Origin of the sequence: Streptomyces sp. NPDC001922, assembly GCF_042891165.1 — a bacterium.
Lineage (GTDB): Bacteria > Actinomycetota > Actinomycetes > Streptomycetales > Streptomycetaceae > Streptomyces.
Genome location: NZ_JBIASV010000005.1, coordinates 18186 through 33885 on the forward strand (window position 1 = coordinate 18186; position 15700 = coordinate 33885).

16 protein-coding genes are annotated in these 15700 nt (G+C 66.5%); 6 read left to right on the top strand and 10 right to left on the bottom strand.

Annotation, left to right across the window (positions count from 1 at the left end; translation table 11 throughout):
* Positions 1-30 precede the first annotated feature (30 nt).
* The 6 genes from ACFYYR_RS09995 to ACFYYR_RS10020 all read right to left on the bottom strand — a co-directional run bounded on the left by ACFYYR_RS09995 (position 31) and on the right by ACFYYR_RS10020 (position 4078).
* On the bottom strand, positions 31-618 hold the full coding sequence (locus tag ACFYYR_RS09995; RefSeq protein ID WP_388849379.1) for a hypothetical protein: 588 nt from the start codon (positions 616-618) through the stop codon (positions 31-33).
* A gap of 131 nt (positions 619-749) precedes the next feature.
* A complete protein-coding gene (locus ACFYYR_RS10000) occupies positions 750-1304 on the bottom strand; it encodes a hypothetical protein (protein WP_388849382.1) in 555 nt (184 codons plus the stop codon).
* Positions 1301-1957 carry a hypothetical protein gene (locus tag ACFYYR_RS10005; protein WP_388849385.1) on the bottom strand — a complete coding sequence of 219 codons (657 nt, stop codon included), beginning with the start codon at positions 1955-1957 and terminating at the stop codon, positions 1301-1303. The genes ACFYYR_RS10000 and ACFYYR_RS10005 overlap by 4 nt, the downstream gene beginning before the upstream one ends.
* On the bottom strand, positions 1954-2529 hold the full coding sequence (locus ACFYYR_RS10010) for a hypothetical protein (protein WP_388849387.1): 576 nt from the start codon (positions 2527-2529) through the stop codon (positions 1954-1956). Before ACFYYR_RS10010 ends, ACFYYR_RS10005 begins: the two co-directional genes overlap by 4 nt.
* Before the next feature lie 32 nt (positions 2530-2561).
* Positions 2562-3773 (bottom strand): WXG100 family type VII secretion target, encoded by a 1212-nt coding sequence (locus ACFYYR_RS10015; protein WP_388849390.1) that lies wholly within the window; start codon positions 3771-3773, stop codon positions 2562-2564.
* The gene (locus ACFYYR_RS10020; protein WP_388849394.1) at positions 3770-4078 is read right to left on the bottom strand and encodes a hypothetical protein; all 309 of its coding nucleotides are present in this window, start codon (positions 4076-4078) and stop codon (positions 3770-3772) included. The genes ACFYYR_RS10015 and ACFYYR_RS10020 overlap by 4 nt, the downstream gene beginning before the upstream one ends.
* Positions 4079-5018: 940 nt before the next feature.
* Between ACFYYR_RS10020 and ACFYYR_RS10025 the strand changes: the two genes are divergently transcribed.
* The 3 genes from ACFYYR_RS10025 (at position 5019) to ACFYYR_RS10035 (ending at position 7325) form a co-directional block, all read left to right on the top strand.
* Positions 5019-5216 (top strand): DUF397 domain-containing protein, encoded by a 198-nt coding sequence (locus ACFYYR_RS10025; RefSeq protein ID WP_388849397.1) that lies wholly within the window; start codon positions 5019-5021, stop codon positions 5214-5216.
* Positions 5217-5601: 385 nt separating this feature from the next.
* Entirely contained in the window at positions 5602-6234 is a 633-nt protein-coding gene (locus ACFYYR_RS10030; protein WP_388849400.1) for a hypothetical protein, read from the top strand.
* Positions 6235-6272: 38 nt separating this feature from the next.
* Complete coding sequence (locus tag ACFYYR_RS10035; protein WP_388849403.1) at positions 6273-7325, top strand: hypothetical protein; 1053 nt, start codon at positions 6273-6275, stop codon at positions 7323-7325.
* Between the two features lie 70 nt (positions 7326-7395).
* Here ACFYYR_RS10035 and ACFYYR_RS10040 read toward each other — a convergent pair whose 3' ends face one another.
* A complete protein-coding gene (locus tag ACFYYR_RS10040; RefSeq protein ID WP_388849406.1) occupies positions 7396-7602 on the bottom strand; it encodes a DUF397 domain-containing protein in 207 nt (68 codons plus the stop codon).
* Positions 7603-7612: 10 nt separating this feature from the next.
* Positions 7613-8464 (bottom strand): helix-turn-helix domain-containing protein, encoded by an 852-nt coding sequence (locus ACFYYR_RS10045; RefSeq protein ID WP_388849410.1) that lies wholly within the window; start codon positions 8462-8464, stop codon positions 7613-7615.
* Between the two features lie 276 nt (positions 8465-8740).
* Between ACFYYR_RS10045 and ACFYYR_RS10050 the strand changes: the two genes are divergently transcribed.
* Both ACFYYR_RS10050 and ACFYYR_RS10055 read left to right on the top strand, forming a co-directional pair.
* Entirely contained in the window at positions 8741-9163 is a 423-nt protein-coding gene (locus ACFYYR_RS10050) for an ATP-binding protein (protein ID WP_388849413.1), read from the top strand.
* Positions 9164-9207: 44 nt separating this feature from the next.
* A complete protein-coding gene (locus tag ACFYYR_RS10055; RefSeq protein ID WP_388850309.1) occupies positions 9208-9714 on the top strand; it encodes a Uma2 family endonuclease in 507 nt (168 codons plus the stop codon).
* Positions 9715-9838: 124 nt separating this feature from the next.
* On the opposite strand, the gene argS is transcribed toward ACFYYR_RS10055, so the two are convergent.
* Positions 9839-11605: an arginine--tRNA ligase gene (argS, locus tag ACFYYR_RS10060; RefSeq protein WP_388849416.1), complete on the bottom strand. Its 1767-nt coding sequence runs from the start codon at positions 11603-11605 to the stop codon at positions 9839-9841.
* Positions 11606-11848: 243 nt separating this feature from the next.
* Between argS and lysS the strand changes: the two genes are divergently transcribed.
* Positions 11849-13609 (top strand): lysine--tRNA ligase, encoded by a 1761-nt coding sequence (gene lysS, locus ACFYYR_RS10065; RefSeq protein ID WP_388850312.1) that lies wholly within the window; start codon positions 11849-11851, stop codon positions 13607-13609.
* 339 nt (positions 13610-13948) lie between these two features.
* On the opposite strand, the gene ACFYYR_RS10070 is transcribed toward lysS, so the two are convergent.
* Positions 13949-15544: a DUF2637 domain-containing protein gene (locus ACFYYR_RS10070; RefSeq protein ID WP_388849420.1), complete on the bottom strand. Its 1596-nt coding sequence runs from the start codon at positions 15542-15544 to the stop codon at positions 13949-13951.
* Positions 15545-15700 lie beyond the last annotated feature (156 nt).

The following is a 15700-nucleotide window of genomic DNA, read 5'->3' on the forward strand; positions in this document are numbered from 1 at the left end:
CGTCATGGTCCGTGCGGAGGTGCTTTCGGGTCAGCGTGCCGTGGACCAGGTGTGCGCCACGTCGATCACCAGCCGGTCGGGGAGCTGGAGCACGCGGAACGGCAGGCGGGCGCGGACGCCCAGACCGATCTGGGTGTCGCCCTCGAAGCTGCCGACGAACCGGGTGTCCTTGAACGTCCGGTAGCCGCTGATGTTCACGCCGGGCAGCGGCTTGCCCGCGCGCCCCGCGTACGTCGCCGCGCCCGTCTCGGGGTCGTAGCTCGGCGCGGCCACCCGGACCTCGAGGACGGCGCCGCCGCCTACGGGGATCGCCGTGCCGGAGCCGTCCTGGTAGACCTTGTCGACGTACCGCACCTGGTAGCCGACCTTGTGGCCGCCCGCGGCGCGGGTGTCGATGACCATCCGGTCGTAGCAGTCGTGCCGGCCGGTCCTGATGTTCGTCAGCGGCGTGTACGCGGTCACGTCCGCGGTCTTGTCGCCGCTGCCCCAGGCGGTGGCGCAGGCCTCGGCCCGGGTGTTCGCCTTCGTGGCCGTGGCGGCGGTCGCCGAAGCGGCCGTTGCCGTCAGCCCGGCGGCGGCAAGCACGAGCGCGGCCGCCGCGGTACCCCAACGTCGCATGATGTTTCCCCCCTGGAAATCGATCGGATGCGGTGTCGCCGGGTTGGACGGCCGGATGCGCCGGATGGTTGTTCGGGTGGGGGGATTTGGCCGGATACGGTGACTCCTGATGAAGATCACCCATCGATTCCTCACACCCAGCGCAATGACGCAGCGATAGCCTTGCACAACTCGCCCATCGGCGTCGCGACGTCCCCCAGGGGTACTGAGAAGGCAAGAAGGAGATAGCCGACCCCGCCTGGCATCTCGAAATAGAAGTCCTGTGTCGTGTCAGTCACGACGTGAACTGCGGTTCCCGCGGGGACGCTGGCAATCGCCACGGTGCCCCCGTTGCGATTGCGAGCTGACAATGCCTGGGAGAGGTCGGCAGGGGAAGTCCGCAGTTCCCCCCTCAGCGGCAGCAGCGAGACCAGTAGCGTTGCTGGAGCGCTCAGATCACCTTGTACGCCAGTGCGAAGGAACAACTCCAGAGCACCCCGCCCGGCGGCGTCCTCGGCGGTATTCCGCAAGGTTCGCCACAGCTCTTTTCTTGTTTCTGCAGGCATGGGGCCGTGCTCTGCCTGCAGGTCGACGAACTTCTTCAGCTGTGGACGCCAGCCTTCAATCGTGAGGTCGATTCGAAACCAGTCTCGCGGCACCAGGATCTGGTAGTCCTCAGGCGGCTTGATCTCGTCGATGGTGGTCAAGTTGACATCTCCACAGCGTGTTCAGCGGGGGCAAAAATGCGAACACTCTTGACAACCCCCGCAAACATGGAAGAGAAGACATCCCACCCTTCCTGAGTGGGTGTAGCCAGCTCGAATACGACAGCCGTTCCGTTGGGAAGAGGGATCTGCACCTGGATGAACGAAGTCCAAAAGGGCTCGTCGTTTCCGGATGGCGTCAGTTCCCCTGTCACCGCAGCCTTACGGCTGCCGATGCAAGAAACTGCTGGACCGCACGGAAGTGAGATCTCCTGGACTTCGCCTATGTTGAGCGCTTTCAACGCTGCCATCGTGGCTCGGATCGGGTCTCTTCTGGTTTCTTCGGCAAGGTCCATGAGGGAGACGTGGACAGTGGCGGTGCACCGCTGGTCATCAACCTCCGTCGCCACGAATCCGGCGTATTGTACGCTGCCCTCAACGAAAGCATCGTAGTTGGCTCCGCACAGGGCGGCCCACTGGTACTGCATGTCCGGTGTGCCGCTCGGAAGCACCTCCTGCGCCAGACGGATCAGCTGCTCCGTGAGTTCCTCCACGGACTCTGCTTCCATCGGCAGCTCGAAGAAGCCCTTGGGCATCACCCACTTGACATCCAGAAAACCCTCATCGAGATTCTGGTTGTGGTGAGAAGAGTTCACGAAGAAACTTCCTCACCCGGCAGCAGGAGCTCTGGCGCCTCAGGATGAAAATTGGCCGCGAAGGGGTAGGGGCCATAATGTGGGTAGAACTCGGGGAGTTCGGCGCCGTGGCGCCCCGCAGTATGGGCGATGTCTCTGTATGCAGCGGCGCGCGCTCGGACCTTCTGCCTGGCGCGATCACCCCAGTGTCGAGCGAGAAAAACAATGTAGAGAATAAGGATGACGGCAACCATCGCAGCCGTTATGGCGTAGAAGGCCGTCTGCGACTTGGAGGATTCCCAGTACTGGACATACCCTCCCCAGTAGAGAAACAGGCCGGTGAGAGCCAATGCGGACGGAAGTCCCAGCTTCATTCCGATGCCGCGCAGTTGAGTGTCGTCGTAGTGGCGGAGTCGAAGCATCCGCAATACCGCAGAATCGTCGAGGAAATCGAACCCCAGCTTCCGGCCCTGTTTGTCAGCAAGTTCTCGAGCCTCCGGAATTGCAAATAGAGCCTCACCCGGCACCATCTTCCTGACGATGCCGCCGCGCGCTCGGTACTCTCCCGGCTCCAGCTCGTGATCTTGAGACATCTGATAATTCCCTTCGACGGAGGAAACGGACGCTAGTGCGCCAGGGCGGTGTGAAAGGCCTGTGGTGAGGGCTTCGGCTGCGGTGAAGGGCGAGGTGAGGGGCTAGCCGGTGTGGGTTTCGGCGGGTCGCCTGGGTCACCCGTCCGCTCGCCGTTGTGACCTCCAAATATTTTGACCAAGGCTCCCACAAAGGATCCTGTTTTGATTCCTGCGGTGATCCGTTCACCTGTGATCGCGGGCCTCCCAGATTTCACGAGAACCCCGTTGACAACTGTCACAGCGAGTCCGTTGAAGAACTTGTGTGAAACTCCTGCCAAGGCGTCGCTGCCGCTGAAGCGAACCCCCCGAAGCTTACTGAGGCCGCTGAGACCCTTGACGGCCCTGAAGCCCTTGAGGGATCCCAGGCCTGGCATGACCCCGAGTCCGTCGAAGAACAGCTTCCAGCCGTTGAGTTCCCCGCCGCGCGCAGACATGTCGTAGCTGTGTCCCACCAGCGCTGCCGCGCTGGTCAATACGGCAAGCGCACCAAAGATGGGGGCGAGGACTTCCAGGGGAGGGACGAATACGCAAATGACGGCTAGAATCGAGAATATCGCTGAAAGGTTGGCGAATCTATCCGCCCAATCGGCCAGGAAATTCATGATTCCACCTTGATCGCGGACGCCATCATGGTGAACTGTGTTTCTGATGTGCTTCGCTGCCGCTTTTGCGGCATCATCGCGAATAATTTTTGCTCGGCCGACCTCGCTATGGCAACGACGAATGACGTCCATCGCCGCATCACGCTTTTTCTCGAGCCTGGTTCGTTCTGTGGCATCGTCGGCGCTGGGGACCGTGCCGTGGAATTTTTCGAGATCCGCGCCGGCGTGCTTTTGTTCGCGTTCTGCTTCGCGGAACTTATCCAGAGCCTTGTCTGCAATTTTCTGGGCTCTGTTCAGCTCACTTGCGTACTCGTTGGACTCGCCCTGCACGACTTTGGTGCCGAGTGCTTTGGCTGCCTCGTCGTAGCGGTCGTATGCGCGTTTCAGCCGTGCTGCGGTTCCATCAGCTATCTCGTGGAAACCACGACCGGCATCGCTGTCCCAGCTCTCGACCGACGAAAGAGCCTTGATATTGTCGGCCTGTTTGTCGATCTCGTCGGCCATCCGGCGCAGACGCTTTCCGAGCCTGGCCACTTCGTGGGGATCGCCGGGAATGGGGTCGCCGTCGTGCAGCGGTTCCCAGTCATGCGGTCGGGAGCTCATTTCTTCCTCCTCGACTTGCGGGTGTCGCGAAGGGCTTGAGCCAGCTCGTGATCCACCTTGTCATACGCTTCAGCTGCGGTCTGTGTGAATTTGGCCAGATGGTGAATGTCTTCCATCAATTTCTTGCGCGTCTTCTTCCAGGTTTCGGAGAAGTCGTCGAAAATGTTGCGGAGCTCATCACTCCCGAGGGATTTTTCACAGTCATCTGCGGGGTTGCTGTTCTCCTTGAATTCCCGATGGATTCGGAACAGGGAGTTCGAGCAATCCTTGATCAGGTCAGTGTCCGCTCTCGTTCTCTCGCTCATCTGGATCCCCCTGGTCAACCCTCTGAAAAGTCAACGCTTCCGGCTCTGTTGTGAAGGCTTGGCAGGGCAGGCCCTTGCCCGGCCCTAGGGTCTGTCCTTCGACCGGGGCACGTCATGCACCGTGCGCGGGGCTGTCATCGATGCCGCAATGGAGGCAGATCGTGGCTCGCCCCGACTCCGACGGCTGAAGGTGAACACCTGAACCGCGACGCTACCGGGTGTAGTTCACCGTACGCCAGGTGCAACAAGCCTTACCCAGGGGGCCGTTGTATGCGCATGGCGCCATCTGCCCAGCCGTGACCGTATCCCGCGGTGAACTCGGCCAACCTCTCGGGTGCTGCCGGGCTCCGGCCACGGGGGCGCCGTTCCCTTGTGGGCCGGGGGCGAGGGAGCGGCGAGCGGCTGGAGTTTGCGAGCCGCGTCGGCTGGTGCGTCACCACCAGGAGATACCACGCGGATGGACTCCGTGCCTCTCCGCACCGGACGGGTGGCGACTCAACACCATCGCGGTACCGGTCCAATGGCATTGGGCGCTGATGGTGTGCGGGGCGCCGTGGCTTCACCGTTGTGCAGATGATGTTTCATGTGTCTTCAAGCACCCATCAGGCTCATGTTCGGGCTCGTGGTGGCACTTCGGGCGCAGTCAAGCCCGACGCCGAGTGGGATGCTCCTGTTCCTCGCCGGATCTGCGAGTTCCTCTATGGCCAATGCATGCTTCATGGCGCCAAACTGTGACCCCGTAAGAAGCTGATTCTCAACCTTGCGTCCAATGCCTGGGCCCTCGGCCTCTCGGTCCTTACCGGTCTGCTCCTCTTTGCCAGAGCACTGCCATGAACGTTGGTGCCTGCTCTCATCAGGTAGTACACATTGGGAGTCGGCTCACTAATCGCGCGATCAGGATTACCCACCCCTGCGCAGGAATACTGAGGTAGTGAGGTCCATGAACCAGTCGGAATGGCAGAAATCTTCTTACTGTCAGGGCGTTAGCAATTGCCTGAATCTGGCCCTCGGAGCGGATGGAGTCCTGTTGCTCTGCGAGAGCGAAGACCCAGAGACCGTTCTCAAGACGACCCCCGAGAGGTTGCGCGCCTTCTTCCTGGGCGTGAAGGCAGGGGAGTTCGACCACTTCGTGACCTGATGCGTCAGCCTCAGCCTCCCGGCCGAGCCGGACAGCTTTTGGTGTCTCCGCGAGCCGAGATCGTCTGTCGCGCCACGAGGCGCCCGACCAGTGGGCGGTGGCGAATGCGGACCATTCGCGTTCGACGTTGAACCGCACTCCATGCATCGTCAGCACCGGAAGGCATGCGAGTCGGCCGGCCTGTGGTGACGGTTGCGCATATCTGCCGAATGTGGGTATTTACGGTCTGATGGAGGACTTCCGAATTCACGCGAGGGCGTGGCGTACGGGGCATTGAGTCAAAGCGTAACCCTTCGGGATGAATGACTCGAAGGGCCCCACTCGGCATCAACTCCGTGCCGTACTAGTGTGGGTACTCCTTGTCACCGCCCAGAAGGGGAAGCTCTTGAGTGCCCGAAGCCTGTCCGTCGCCGTAACCGCGATCGCTGCCGCCATGGTGCTGACAGCTTGTGGTGGAGGCGACAGCAAACCGAAGGACGACAAGATCAATGGTGCGGAGGAAGGCGCGGGCAAGCCTTCGGAGGCCGCATCGACGTCGCATCCGCGAGCGGGCCGTCCCGAAGTCAAGCTGCCGGACAACTTCAGGATGAACTTTGAGGGTTGGGCGAACGCCGACCCGAAACTCCAAGCGATCCTCGATGACGGCAAAGAGGAATTGCGGGCCGAGCATGAGGCCATCATCAATAAGGATGATCGCTCGGAATCCGTAGATTTCTATAACTCCGACGATTCCCTCAAGGGGGCGCGAGAATACATCAAGGGTCACATTGAGGAAAATGAGACTCTTGTTGGTGTGCTGCGAATCTTCGGCCCTCAGGTGCACATAAATAATGGCAGGGGGATCCTGCTGTATTGCATGGATGAAAGCAAGGGGTATACGAAGAATCGCAAGACCGGGGAGATGAAGGGGACTCGGCCCGGCAAGAACCCCCATCTCCTGTACCGGGTCATGTTGTCCAAGAACTCCGACGGCGTGTGGGTGACAACGCGTGCTGAGGCGGAACGGGGGGAGTGCTGACTGTGCGGAGGGTCTGCTCGGCGATCGCTGTCCTCGTCATGTCGTCCCTGGTGGGGGGCGCGGCGGTCAACTCTGCATTCGCTATTGATGATATCGAAAGGGGCGCTGGCGGCAGCGACGATCCTGTGGGTGGTGGAGCGGACGGCGAAAATCTGATGGCCTCCGTTTCTCATTCGAAGATCGTCATTAAGGGAGCAGGTGGGGAGCAGTCGAAGGTTCGCACCGGTGCGCTTGCTTCGGTCGATCCCAACTGGGTGCCGCCTGCCTGCTGGTACGAGCCCGTGTTCTCGCCCAAGCAGCTGAAATCTGCCGTTGAAAGCGGTCGCGGCGGGTACGTGAACGCGCATGAGTGGTGGAGCAACGGAATCTTCGTCGATCATTACGACAAGGGGGAGCCGGACGAAGATCTCAACGTCAATACCGGCCGGAGATCGACAGCGAAGGGTTACAAGAACTACAACGTCGGAAAAGATGGCATGTTCTGGCGCAGTGTTGTTGCAAAGGGCCATGATTTTGACCGGAAGGCCTGGGATTGCGGCCGAATCATGTTCTGGCAGGACGCCGGCACGGTCCCGGACGACAAGCATGCCCCCACCCCTGAGGTTCTTGCCTCCTACGCGTACGACAAGATCCGCGTGCCGGACACCGAGGTCGAGCTCAATCCCAAGGCCCGGTCGACCGTGAACCTGCCCACCTGGGCGTGGCTGGACAAGGGGAAGTTCAAGGACGTCAAGGTCCGTGCCGAGCTGCCGGGTACCGGACTGTGGGCGGAGACCACGGCCAAGCCGGTCGGGCTGCACTTGGAACCGGGGACCAAGGACGCCGAACTCCACCCAGGTTCCGGGGAGTGTGCGATCAATGGCGACGGCAGCATCGGGACCCCGTACACGAAGGGCCAAGGGAGCAAGACCCCGCCGTGCGGGATCACGTACCTGCGAGCGACGAGCGGGAAGCCGTACGCCATGAAGGCATCCGTGACCTGGGAGGTCTCCTGGGAAGGGTCCGGTGGCGCGAAGGGGGACCTGCCGAACGGCACCTTCGAGACCACACAGGATGTGAACGTCCAGGAGCTGCAGGCTGTGGACCGCTGACCCCTTTGGGGCAGTCGGAGGCTCCAGACCATGTGCGCTGCCCCGCCCGTGGAGGGCGGGGCACTGCTGTTCAGGGTGCCGGCTTCACGAGGTGGTCGAACTCTCCCGCCTTGACCCCGAGTATGAAGGCCCTGAGCTTGTCCGGGGTGGTCGTCACGATCACGTCGGGGGCTTCGCTTTCGCGGAGAAGGATGGTTCCGTCGGGTCCGGCGGCGAGGTTGAGGCAGTTGTTGCCTTCGGCGCAGTAGGAAGACTTGTGCCACTCAGGCGTCTGCATGGTCGGTCCTTCACAGGTCACGTGCGATGGAGTGGATGAACTTCCGGGACTCGTCGAGGGTCAGGGCCACTGCTTCCATGCGGTGCAGGAGGGTTCGATACTTGGCCAGTTGGGCTTCTGCGTCGAGAAGCACTGTCCCGTGTGACTGATCCAACTGGACTGTATCGAGCTGCTGCACCGGGCCATGAGAGTAGAAGATCGTCTGGCCTGAGCCGGGGTAGGCGCCGGCGGTGAACGGGATGACTCTGATCGTGACGCAGTCCCGCTCGCTCATCTCCAGGATGTGTCGCAACTGAGCTTTGGTGACGGCGGGGCCACCGAACTGCATCCTCAGTGCCGCCTCATGGATGACGGCTTCGTACGGGGGAGGCGACTCCTGGTAGAGGACCGCTTGCCGCTTGATTCTGAACGAGACTCGGTGTTCGACTTCGGGCGGCGGTAGCGCCGGGACGCCCTGCTGGAAGACCACGCGTGCGTGGTCATGGGTCTGGAGCAGGCCGGGCAGGCTTGCCGTCTGTGCGGTGCGGAGATGGACGGAGTGGTGTTCCAACTCGGCGAGGTCCAGCAGGCCGGGTGACAGGATGCCGCGATACTCCTCCCACCAGCCGTCCCTGCGTTCGCCGGTCATCGCCGCCAGCGCCGCGATCAGGGATTCGTCAGGGCAGTCGTAGTTGCGCGCCAAGGTTTGGACGCGTTCGGCGCTGACAGGAGTGCGGCCCGTCTCGATGTTGCTGATGCGGGCCTGGTCGCCGCCCAGCAGTGCACCGGCCTCGCGAGCGGACATCCCGGAGCGATCGCGGAGCTTCCGTAGCTCGGCTCCAAGCCGCTGTTGCCGGGCTGTCGGGGTTGTCCTCGGTGCCATAGGTCCTCTCCGGGAGTGGGGTCCGCTGATCCGCGTTGCGCAGTGCCTCGTCAGGGATGGTTAGCAGAATTATCCCCTTGCGGTAGAAACCATCCACCCGAGTGTCCTACTGTGTGTGGCACGTCGCTCACGTTGCGTCGCCGTCCGTCCGGAAGTGCACCGTACCCCTCCCTGCCTCGCTGCCCTGGCACAGGTATGCCCTGGGGGGATGCGGCAGAGCCACCGCGCGGCGTCGGGCTCGCGTGGGTCAACCATCCCCGCACACAGGAGAGTTGCATGATTCGCGCCTCGCAGGGACTCGACTGGGACTACACCCTCCAGATCCCGCACGACCCCATCGCCCCGCGCATCGCCCGACGTACCCTGCGAACGATCCTCGACGCCTATGACGTCCGTGAACCGGCCGACACCGCCGAGCTGTTGGCGTCGGAGCTCGTCACCAACGCCCACCGGTACGCTCCGGGGCCCGCCTCGATGCGGATCTGCCGGGACGGCAAGCTGCTGCGGGTCAGCGTGTGGGACACCGATCCGACGCTCCCCGGGCTCGATGCCTACGAGCCTCCGGGGCCGGAGCAGGAGGGAGGGCGGGGACTGCCGCTGGTGCGGATGTGTGCCGACGACTGGGGCGGGTTCGCGTTGGGGGAGTCGCCGTACGGGCTCAGCGGCAAGCTGCTCTGGTTCGAGCTGGGAGAGGGGTGAGGCAGGTGCCGGACGGCAGGGAGAACCCACCTGTTGGGCCGGGCATCGCCGATGGTGCCGCATACGACGAGAACGATCGTGTGCAAGTGATCGATGGACGGCACGAGTTGGCGTCAGCGACGTGGGATCACGAGGCGACAGCCGACGCCGTCCGCCTGCAGATCGCGCCCAGGGTGCAAGAGCTGAAGTGCGTGGCCGGGTCCGGGAATCTTGATCTGCCGGGCAGCAGCAACTGGTACGTGCCGGACATCGCCGTCGTGGAGCGGTCGGTGGCCAAGGGCGGTGGCGCGTTGCTGCCCGATCAGACCCTGCTGATCGTCGAGGTGACGAGCGAGTCGAACGCCGAGACGGACCGTACGGTCAAACGCCGCCGGTATGCGGAGTACGGGGCTCCGCTGTATCTCCTGGTGGACCGGCAGGAACGGACGTGCACGCTGTTCTCGGAGCCGGGGGAGCTCGGCTACACGCGGGCGGAGGGGCCGTTTCCGTTCGGTACGCCGGTGCAGTTGCCGCAGCCGTTCGGTCTGGCCCTCGACACCGTCGACTTCTGAGATTCCTGGTCGCTGAGCCGCGTCAAGAACGGCCCCCGGCGCCAACGCGCCACCCTCGGACACGCGGAACCCCGCCCCCTGAGCCAAGGGACGGGGTTCGCGTAACGCGTCGGTCCGCGCAGCGTCAGAGCCGCTCGGGTGTCCGGATGCCCAGCAGCGACATGCCCTGGCGCAGGGTGCGGGCGGTCAGGTCGCAGAGGAACAGGCGGTTCTCGACCATGGCCGGGGTCTCCGCCTTGATGACCGGGCACTGGTCGTAGAACGTCGTGTAGTGCGAGGCCAGCTGGTAGAGGTACGCGGCCAGCTTGTGCGGCTCGTACGTCTCGGCGACGGAGGACAGCACCTCGGCGAACTCGTCCAGGTGCAGGCCCAGTGCGCGCTCCGCCGGGGCCAGCGGGAGCTCCGGGTGGGCGGCCGGCGCGACGTCGCCCGCCTTGCGGAGGATCGACTGGATCCGGGCGTAGGCGTACTGGAGGTAGACGCTGGTGTCGCCGTTGAGCGAGACCATGCGGTCCAGGTCAAAGATGTAGTCGCGGGACATCGAGGTCGACAGGTCCGCGTACTTCACCGCGCCGATGCCGACCTGGCTGCCGCGCTCGACGGTCTCCTCCTCGGAGAGGCCCAGGTTCTCGCTCTTCTCGCGGACGACCGCGGTGGCCCGCTCGATCGCCTCGTCGAGCAGGTCGACCAGCCGGACCGTCTCGCCCTCACGCGTCTTGAACGGCTTGCCGTCCTTGCCGAGCACGGTGCCGAAGGCCAGCTGCTTCGCGGCGCCCTCCGGCAGCCAGCCGGCCCGGCGGGCGGTCTCGAAGACCATCCGGAAGTGCAGCGCCTGGCGGGCGTCCACCACGTACAGGAGGGTGTCGGCCTTGAGGGTGCCGATGCGGTTGCGGATCGCGGCGAGGTCGGTGGCGGCGTAGCCGAAGCCGCCGTTGGACTTCTGGACGATCAGCGGCGTCGGGTTGCCGTCCGGGCCCTTGACGTCGTCGAAGAAGACGCAGAGCGCGCCCTCGGAGCGGACGGCGACGCCCGACTCCTCGAGGTCCTTCACGACGGCCTGGAGGTCGTCGTTGTAGGCGCTCTCGCCGACGATGTCCTCGTCCACGATCTCGACGTCGAGCTTGTCGTAGACGCCCCGGAAGTAGATCTTCGACTCGTCGACGATCTTGTGCCAGAGGTCCAGGGTCTCGGTGTCGCCTGACTGGAGCGCCACGACCCGGTCCCGGGAGCGGGTCTTGAACTCCTCGTCGGAGTCGAAGAGGGTGCGCGACGCCTTGTAGAGGCGGTTGAGCCGGGACATGGCCGCTTCGCCCTCGCCGTCGGCGGCGTCCGACTCGTGGTCCAGCTCGTGCGGGTGCTCGATCAGGTACTGGATGAGCATGCCGAACTGGGTGCCCCAGTCGCCGATGTGGTGGCGCCGGACCACGGTCTCGCCCCGGTGCTCCAGGATCTGCACGACCGCGTCGCCGATCACGGTGGAGCGGAGGTGGCCGACGTGCATCTCCTTGGCCACGTTCGGCTGGGAGTAGTCGATCACCGTGGTGCCCGGGTTCTCCGCGTACGGGACGCCCAGCCGGTCGTCGGCGGCCCGCGCGGCCAGGGTGGAGACGATCGCCGCGTCGGTGATCGCGATGTTGAGGAAGCCGGGGCCGGAGACCTCGACGTCGGCGAGGACGCCGTCGGCCGGGAGCCCCTGGACGACCTGGGCCGCCAGCTCCCGCGGGTTCGCCTTGAGCTTCTTGGCGAGCCCCAGCACCCCGTTGGCCTGGAAATCCGCCCGGTCGCTTCGTCGCAGCAGCGGGTCGGCGGCGCCGGCCTCCGGCAGTGCAGCCGAGAGGGCGTCCGCGACGCGCTGGTGGACCGTAGCGGCGAGCGAGGGGACCGAAGCCATGGGTTGCGTACCGTTCCGTCGTGGGGAAGGGGATTCCGGCCAGTATCCCACGCTGCCGCCTCCGCCCCGCCAGGCAATAACCGGGGCCGACGGGAAGGGCCGTGACCGGGGTGGAGGCCGGGCCGCCCCGCCGGCCCGGGCCGGGCCGCCCCGCCGGGCGAAAACCCCGTCCGCCCGTCCCGGACCGTCTGGGACAATGGGCTCGCCAGGCTTTCGAGCATGAGGAAGCAGAGGAAGAAGGAAGTGCCAACCGTGGCTCAGAGCACCGAGGCCGACTGGGTCTCCCGTTTCGCGGACGAGGTCATCGCCGAGGCGGAGCGACGAGCCCCGGGCAAACCGATCGTCTGCGCCTCGGGCCTCAGCCCGTCCGGGCCGATCCACCTCGGCAACCTCCGCGAGGTCATGACCCCGCACCTGGTCGCCGACGAGATCCGCCGCCGCGGCCATGACTGTGTGCACATCCTGTCCTGGGACGACTACGACCGGTTCCGCAAGGTGCCGGCCGGTGTCGACCCGTCCTGGGCCGAGCACATCGGGAAGCCGCTGACCAGCGTCCCCGCCCCGCCCGGCAGCCCGTACGCCTCCTGGGCCGAGCACTTCAAGGCGCCGATGATCAAGGCGCTCGAGGAGCTGGGCATCGAGTTCCACGGGATCAGCCAGACCGAGCAGTACACCTCGGGCGCCTACCGCGAGCAGATCCTGTTCGCGATGCGGGAGCGCGCGCGGATCGACGCCGTCCTCGACCGCTACCGGACGAAGGACAAGGACAAGGACAAGGCCAAGGGCGCCCAGGGCAAGAAGCCCCAACAGCAGAAGGGCAAGGTCGACGAGGCCGATGCCGCTGCCGCGGAGGCCGCGGCCGAGGGCTCCGGCGCGGCGAGCGAGGACGACGGCACGGCGGCGGCGGGCTACTTCCCGTACAAGCCGTACTGCTCCGTGTGCGACCGCGACCTGACCACGGTCACCGCCTACGACGACGAGACCACCGAGCTGAGCTACACCTGCCAGTGCGGTCACGCCGAGACGGTCCGGCTCTCCGAGCACAACCGCGGCAAGCTGGTCTGGAAGGTCGACTGGCCGATGCGCTGGGCCTACGAGGGCGTGGTGTTCGAACCGTCCGGTGTCGACCACTCCTCGCCGGGCTCCTCGTACGTGGTCGGCGGGCAGATCGTCAAGGAGGTCTTCGGCGGCGAGCAGCCGATCGGCCCGATGTACGCGTTCGTGGGCATCAGCGGCATGGCGAAGATGTCCAGCTCCAAGGGCGGGGTGCCGACCCCGGCCGACGCGCTGGAGATCATGGAGGCGCCGCTGCTGCGCTGGCTGTACGCCCGCCGGAAGCCGAACCAGTCCTTCAAGATCGCCTTCGACCAGGAGATCCAGCGGCTGTACGACGAGTGGGACGCGCTCAACCGCAAGATCGGGGACGAGAGTGTCCAGCCGGCGGACGCGGCCGCGTACAGCCGGGCCGTCCGCACGGCCGCGGGTGAGCTGCCCCGCACCCCGCACCCGCTGCCGTACCGGACGCTGGCCTCGGTGGTCGACATCACCACCGGCCACGACGAGCAGACGCTCCGCATCCTGCGCGACCTCGACCCGGCGAACCCGGTCGGCTCGCTGGACGACGCGCGGCCGCGGCTCGACCGGGCCGAGCGGTGGATCACCACCCAGGTCCCGGCCGAGCAGCGCACCCGGGTCCGGGAGGAGCCGGACACCGAGGCGCTGTCCGCACTCGGCGACACCGAGCGGGAGTCGCTGCGGCTGCTCCTCGACGGGCTGGACGAGCACTGGTCGCTGGACGGCCTGACCACGCTGGTCTACGGCGTGCCGAAGGTGCAGGCCGGCCTGGAGCCCGACGCCAAGCCGACGCCGGAGCTGAAGGTGGCGCAGCGGTCGTTCTTCGCGCTGCTGTACCAGCTGCTCGTCGGACGGGACACCGGGCCGCGGCTGCCCACGCTGCTGCTGGCGGTGGGCGCGGACCGGGTGCGGAAGCTGCTCGGCGCGTAACCGGCGGCGGGCGCGAGCGTACTGCCGGGTGTGGTGCGCAGCGCCGGGTGCGGTACGTACCGCCGAGTTGCGGTGCGCGTTGCGGTGCGCAAGGCGTGCTGTGTGTCGTGGCCGTGAGGTCGTCGGAGGGCCGTCATCCCGAGGAGGGGTGGCGGCCCTCCGTGCTGTCCGGGGACCGGCGGCGCTGGTGCTGATGACGGTGCAGGTGCAGGTGCAGGTGCAGGTGTGCCGATGCCGGCCGGTCGGGGCCGGTCGGGTCGGTCCGGGCCGATCGGGCGGGACGGGCCGATCGGGCGGGTCGGGACGGCTCTCCGGGCCCGTCCTCCGGGCCCGGGCGGCTCACGGGGAGTGCTCGGTCTGCATCTCCATCCGCAGCCGGTCGCGGAACTCCCGGGTGTAGCCCCGCAGGTAGTTCTCGCTGAGCGGGCCCCCGCTGCGCCCCCGGACGCCGTACCGGTCCAGCAGGTACCGGCCGAACTGGCGGGTGTCGGGCCAGACTCCGCTCTCGGCGACGTACTGGCGGTAGGCGGCGAAGTACGCCTCGTCGCGCGGCACGTCGTCGGGCAGACCGGCCACCGGGTCGTCGGCGTCGGCCTCGGTGCCGGCGAACGGGTCGACGAACAGCTCGTGGTCGGGTGCGGGCGCCGGGTCCCGCGGCTGGGTCGCCTCGCGCGGGGGCGCCTCCCGACTGGGTGCGTCCCCCCGTACGTCCTGCTCCTGCCCGTCCTGTTGCCGCCCCTCGGGCTGGGGCGCGTCCCGGTGCGGTGCGGGGTAGGCGCCGGTTCCGGCCGAGTAGCCGGTGAGCCGGGCGTTGCGCAGGGCTCGGACCCGGCCCGGCGCGACCGGCACGGTGACCTGCGGCGTCTGCTCCCCGGAGGGCGCACCGGCCTCGTCCCGCGGCGCGGCGCCCCACGCTGGGTCCTGCGGCGCGGTGTACGGCTCCTGAGGCCGCGGCGCGGTGTACGGCTCCTCCTCCGGCCCCGTGTTCGGGCGCCGGTCGTCGGCGGGGCCGGTCAACAGCCCCGTGCCGGGCCCGTCCTGCGGACCGCCGGTCACCGGGGGCGTCCGGCCGTCCTCCCGCGCCGACGGGTGCGGCCGCGCGCCGCCGTCGGTCCCGTCCGGCGCGGACACCGCGGCGTGGCCGTCGGCCCGTTCCGGACCATCGGACCGGCCGTCGGCCCCGGACGCCGGCAGCGCGGCCTGACCGGTGCGGTCCGCGGAGCGGCCGCCGGCCGGCAGGACCGCCGGGTCGATGCCGGCGGCGGCCAGCCCCGCGGCGCCGGTCCGGGAGAGCGGCACGCCGTACCGCGCGAGCCGGAGCGGCATCAGGGACTCGACGGGTGCCCTGCGGCGCCAGGAGCGGCCGTAGCGGGCGCGGAGCCGGGCCTGGTAGACCAGCCGGTCCTGTTCGAGCTGGATGACCTCGTCGTAGCTGCGCAGCTCCCACAGCTTCATCCGCCGCCAGAGCCGGAAGGTGGAGGGGAAGGCCAGCAGCCAGCGGGCGACGCGGACCGACTCCATGTGCCGGTCGGCGGTGATGTCGGCGATCCGGCCGACGGCGTGCCGGGCCGCTTCGACGGCGACGACGAAGAGGACGGGGATCACCGCGTGCATGCCGACGCCGAGCGGATCCGGCCAGGCGGCCGCGCCGTTGAACGCGATGGTCGCGGCGGTCAGCAGCCAGGCCGTCTGCCGCAGCAGGGGGAACGGGATGCGGATCCAGGTCAGCAGCAGGTCCAGGGCGAGCAGGACGACGATGCCCGCGTCGATGCCGATGGGGAAGAAGGCGGAGAAGCTGCCGAAGCCCTTCTTCGCGGCGAGCTCGCGCACCGCCGAGTACGAACCGGCGAAGCCGATGGCCGCGATCACGATCGCGCCGGCGACGACCACGCCGATCAGTATGCGATGTGTGCGTGTGAGCTGCGTCGCGGCCACCCGCGATCCCCTCCAACGGTCGGCATCAGGCGCGGACACTCTGGCACACGCGTACGAACAGCGGTGCCCGGGTCCGTGGGAACCCGGGCACCGCTGTCGGCGTATTCGGTGATATGCGGCTCAGGGGCCGGAGCCGGACTTGCGGGAACAGGCCTT

Excerpts from the sequence above, each read along its gene's own strand:
- ACFYYR_RS09995 (WP_388849379.1), bottom strand. The coding sequence starts at position 618 with ATGCGACGTTGGGGTACCGCGGCGGCCGCGCTCGTGCTTGCCGCCGCC.
- ACFYYR_RS10010 (WP_388849387.1), bottom strand. The coding sequence starts at position 2,529 with ATGTCTCAAGATCACGAGCTGGAGCCGGGAGAGTACCGAGCGCGCGGC.
- ACFYYR_RS10015 (WP_388849390.1), bottom strand. The coding sequence starts at position 3,773 with ATGAGCTCCCGACCGCATGACTGGGAACCGCTGCACGACGGCGACCCC.
- ACFYYR_RS10020 (WP_388849394.1), bottom strand. The coding sequence starts at position 4,078 with ATGAGCGAGAGAACGAGAGCGGACACTGACCTGATCAAGGATTGCTCG.
- ACFYYR_RS10025 (WP_388849397.1), top strand. The coding sequence starts at position 5,019 with ATGAACCAGTCGGAATGGCAGAAATCTTCTTACTGTCAGGGCGTTAGC.
- ACFYYR_RS10035 (WP_388849403.1), top strand. The coding sequence starts at position 6,273 with ATGTCGTCCCTGGTGGGGGGCGCGGCGGTCAACTCTGCATTCGCTATT.
- ACFYYR_RS10040 (WP_388849406.1), bottom strand. The coding sequence starts at position 7,602 with ATGCAGACGCCTGAGTGGCACAAGTCTTCCTACTGCGCCGAAGGCAAC.
- ACFYYR_RS10045 (WP_388849410.1), bottom strand. The coding sequence starts at position 8,464 with ATGGCACCGAGGACAACCCCGACAGCCCGGCAACAGCGGCTTGGAGCC.
- ACFYYR_RS10050 (WP_388849413.1), top strand. The coding sequence starts at position 8,741 with ATGATTCGCGCCTCGCAGGGACTCGACTGGGACTACACCCTCCAGATC.
- argS (WP_388849416.1), bottom strand. The coding sequence starts at position 11,605 with ATGGCTTCGGTCCCCTCGCTCGCCGCTACGGTCCACCAGCGCGTCGCG.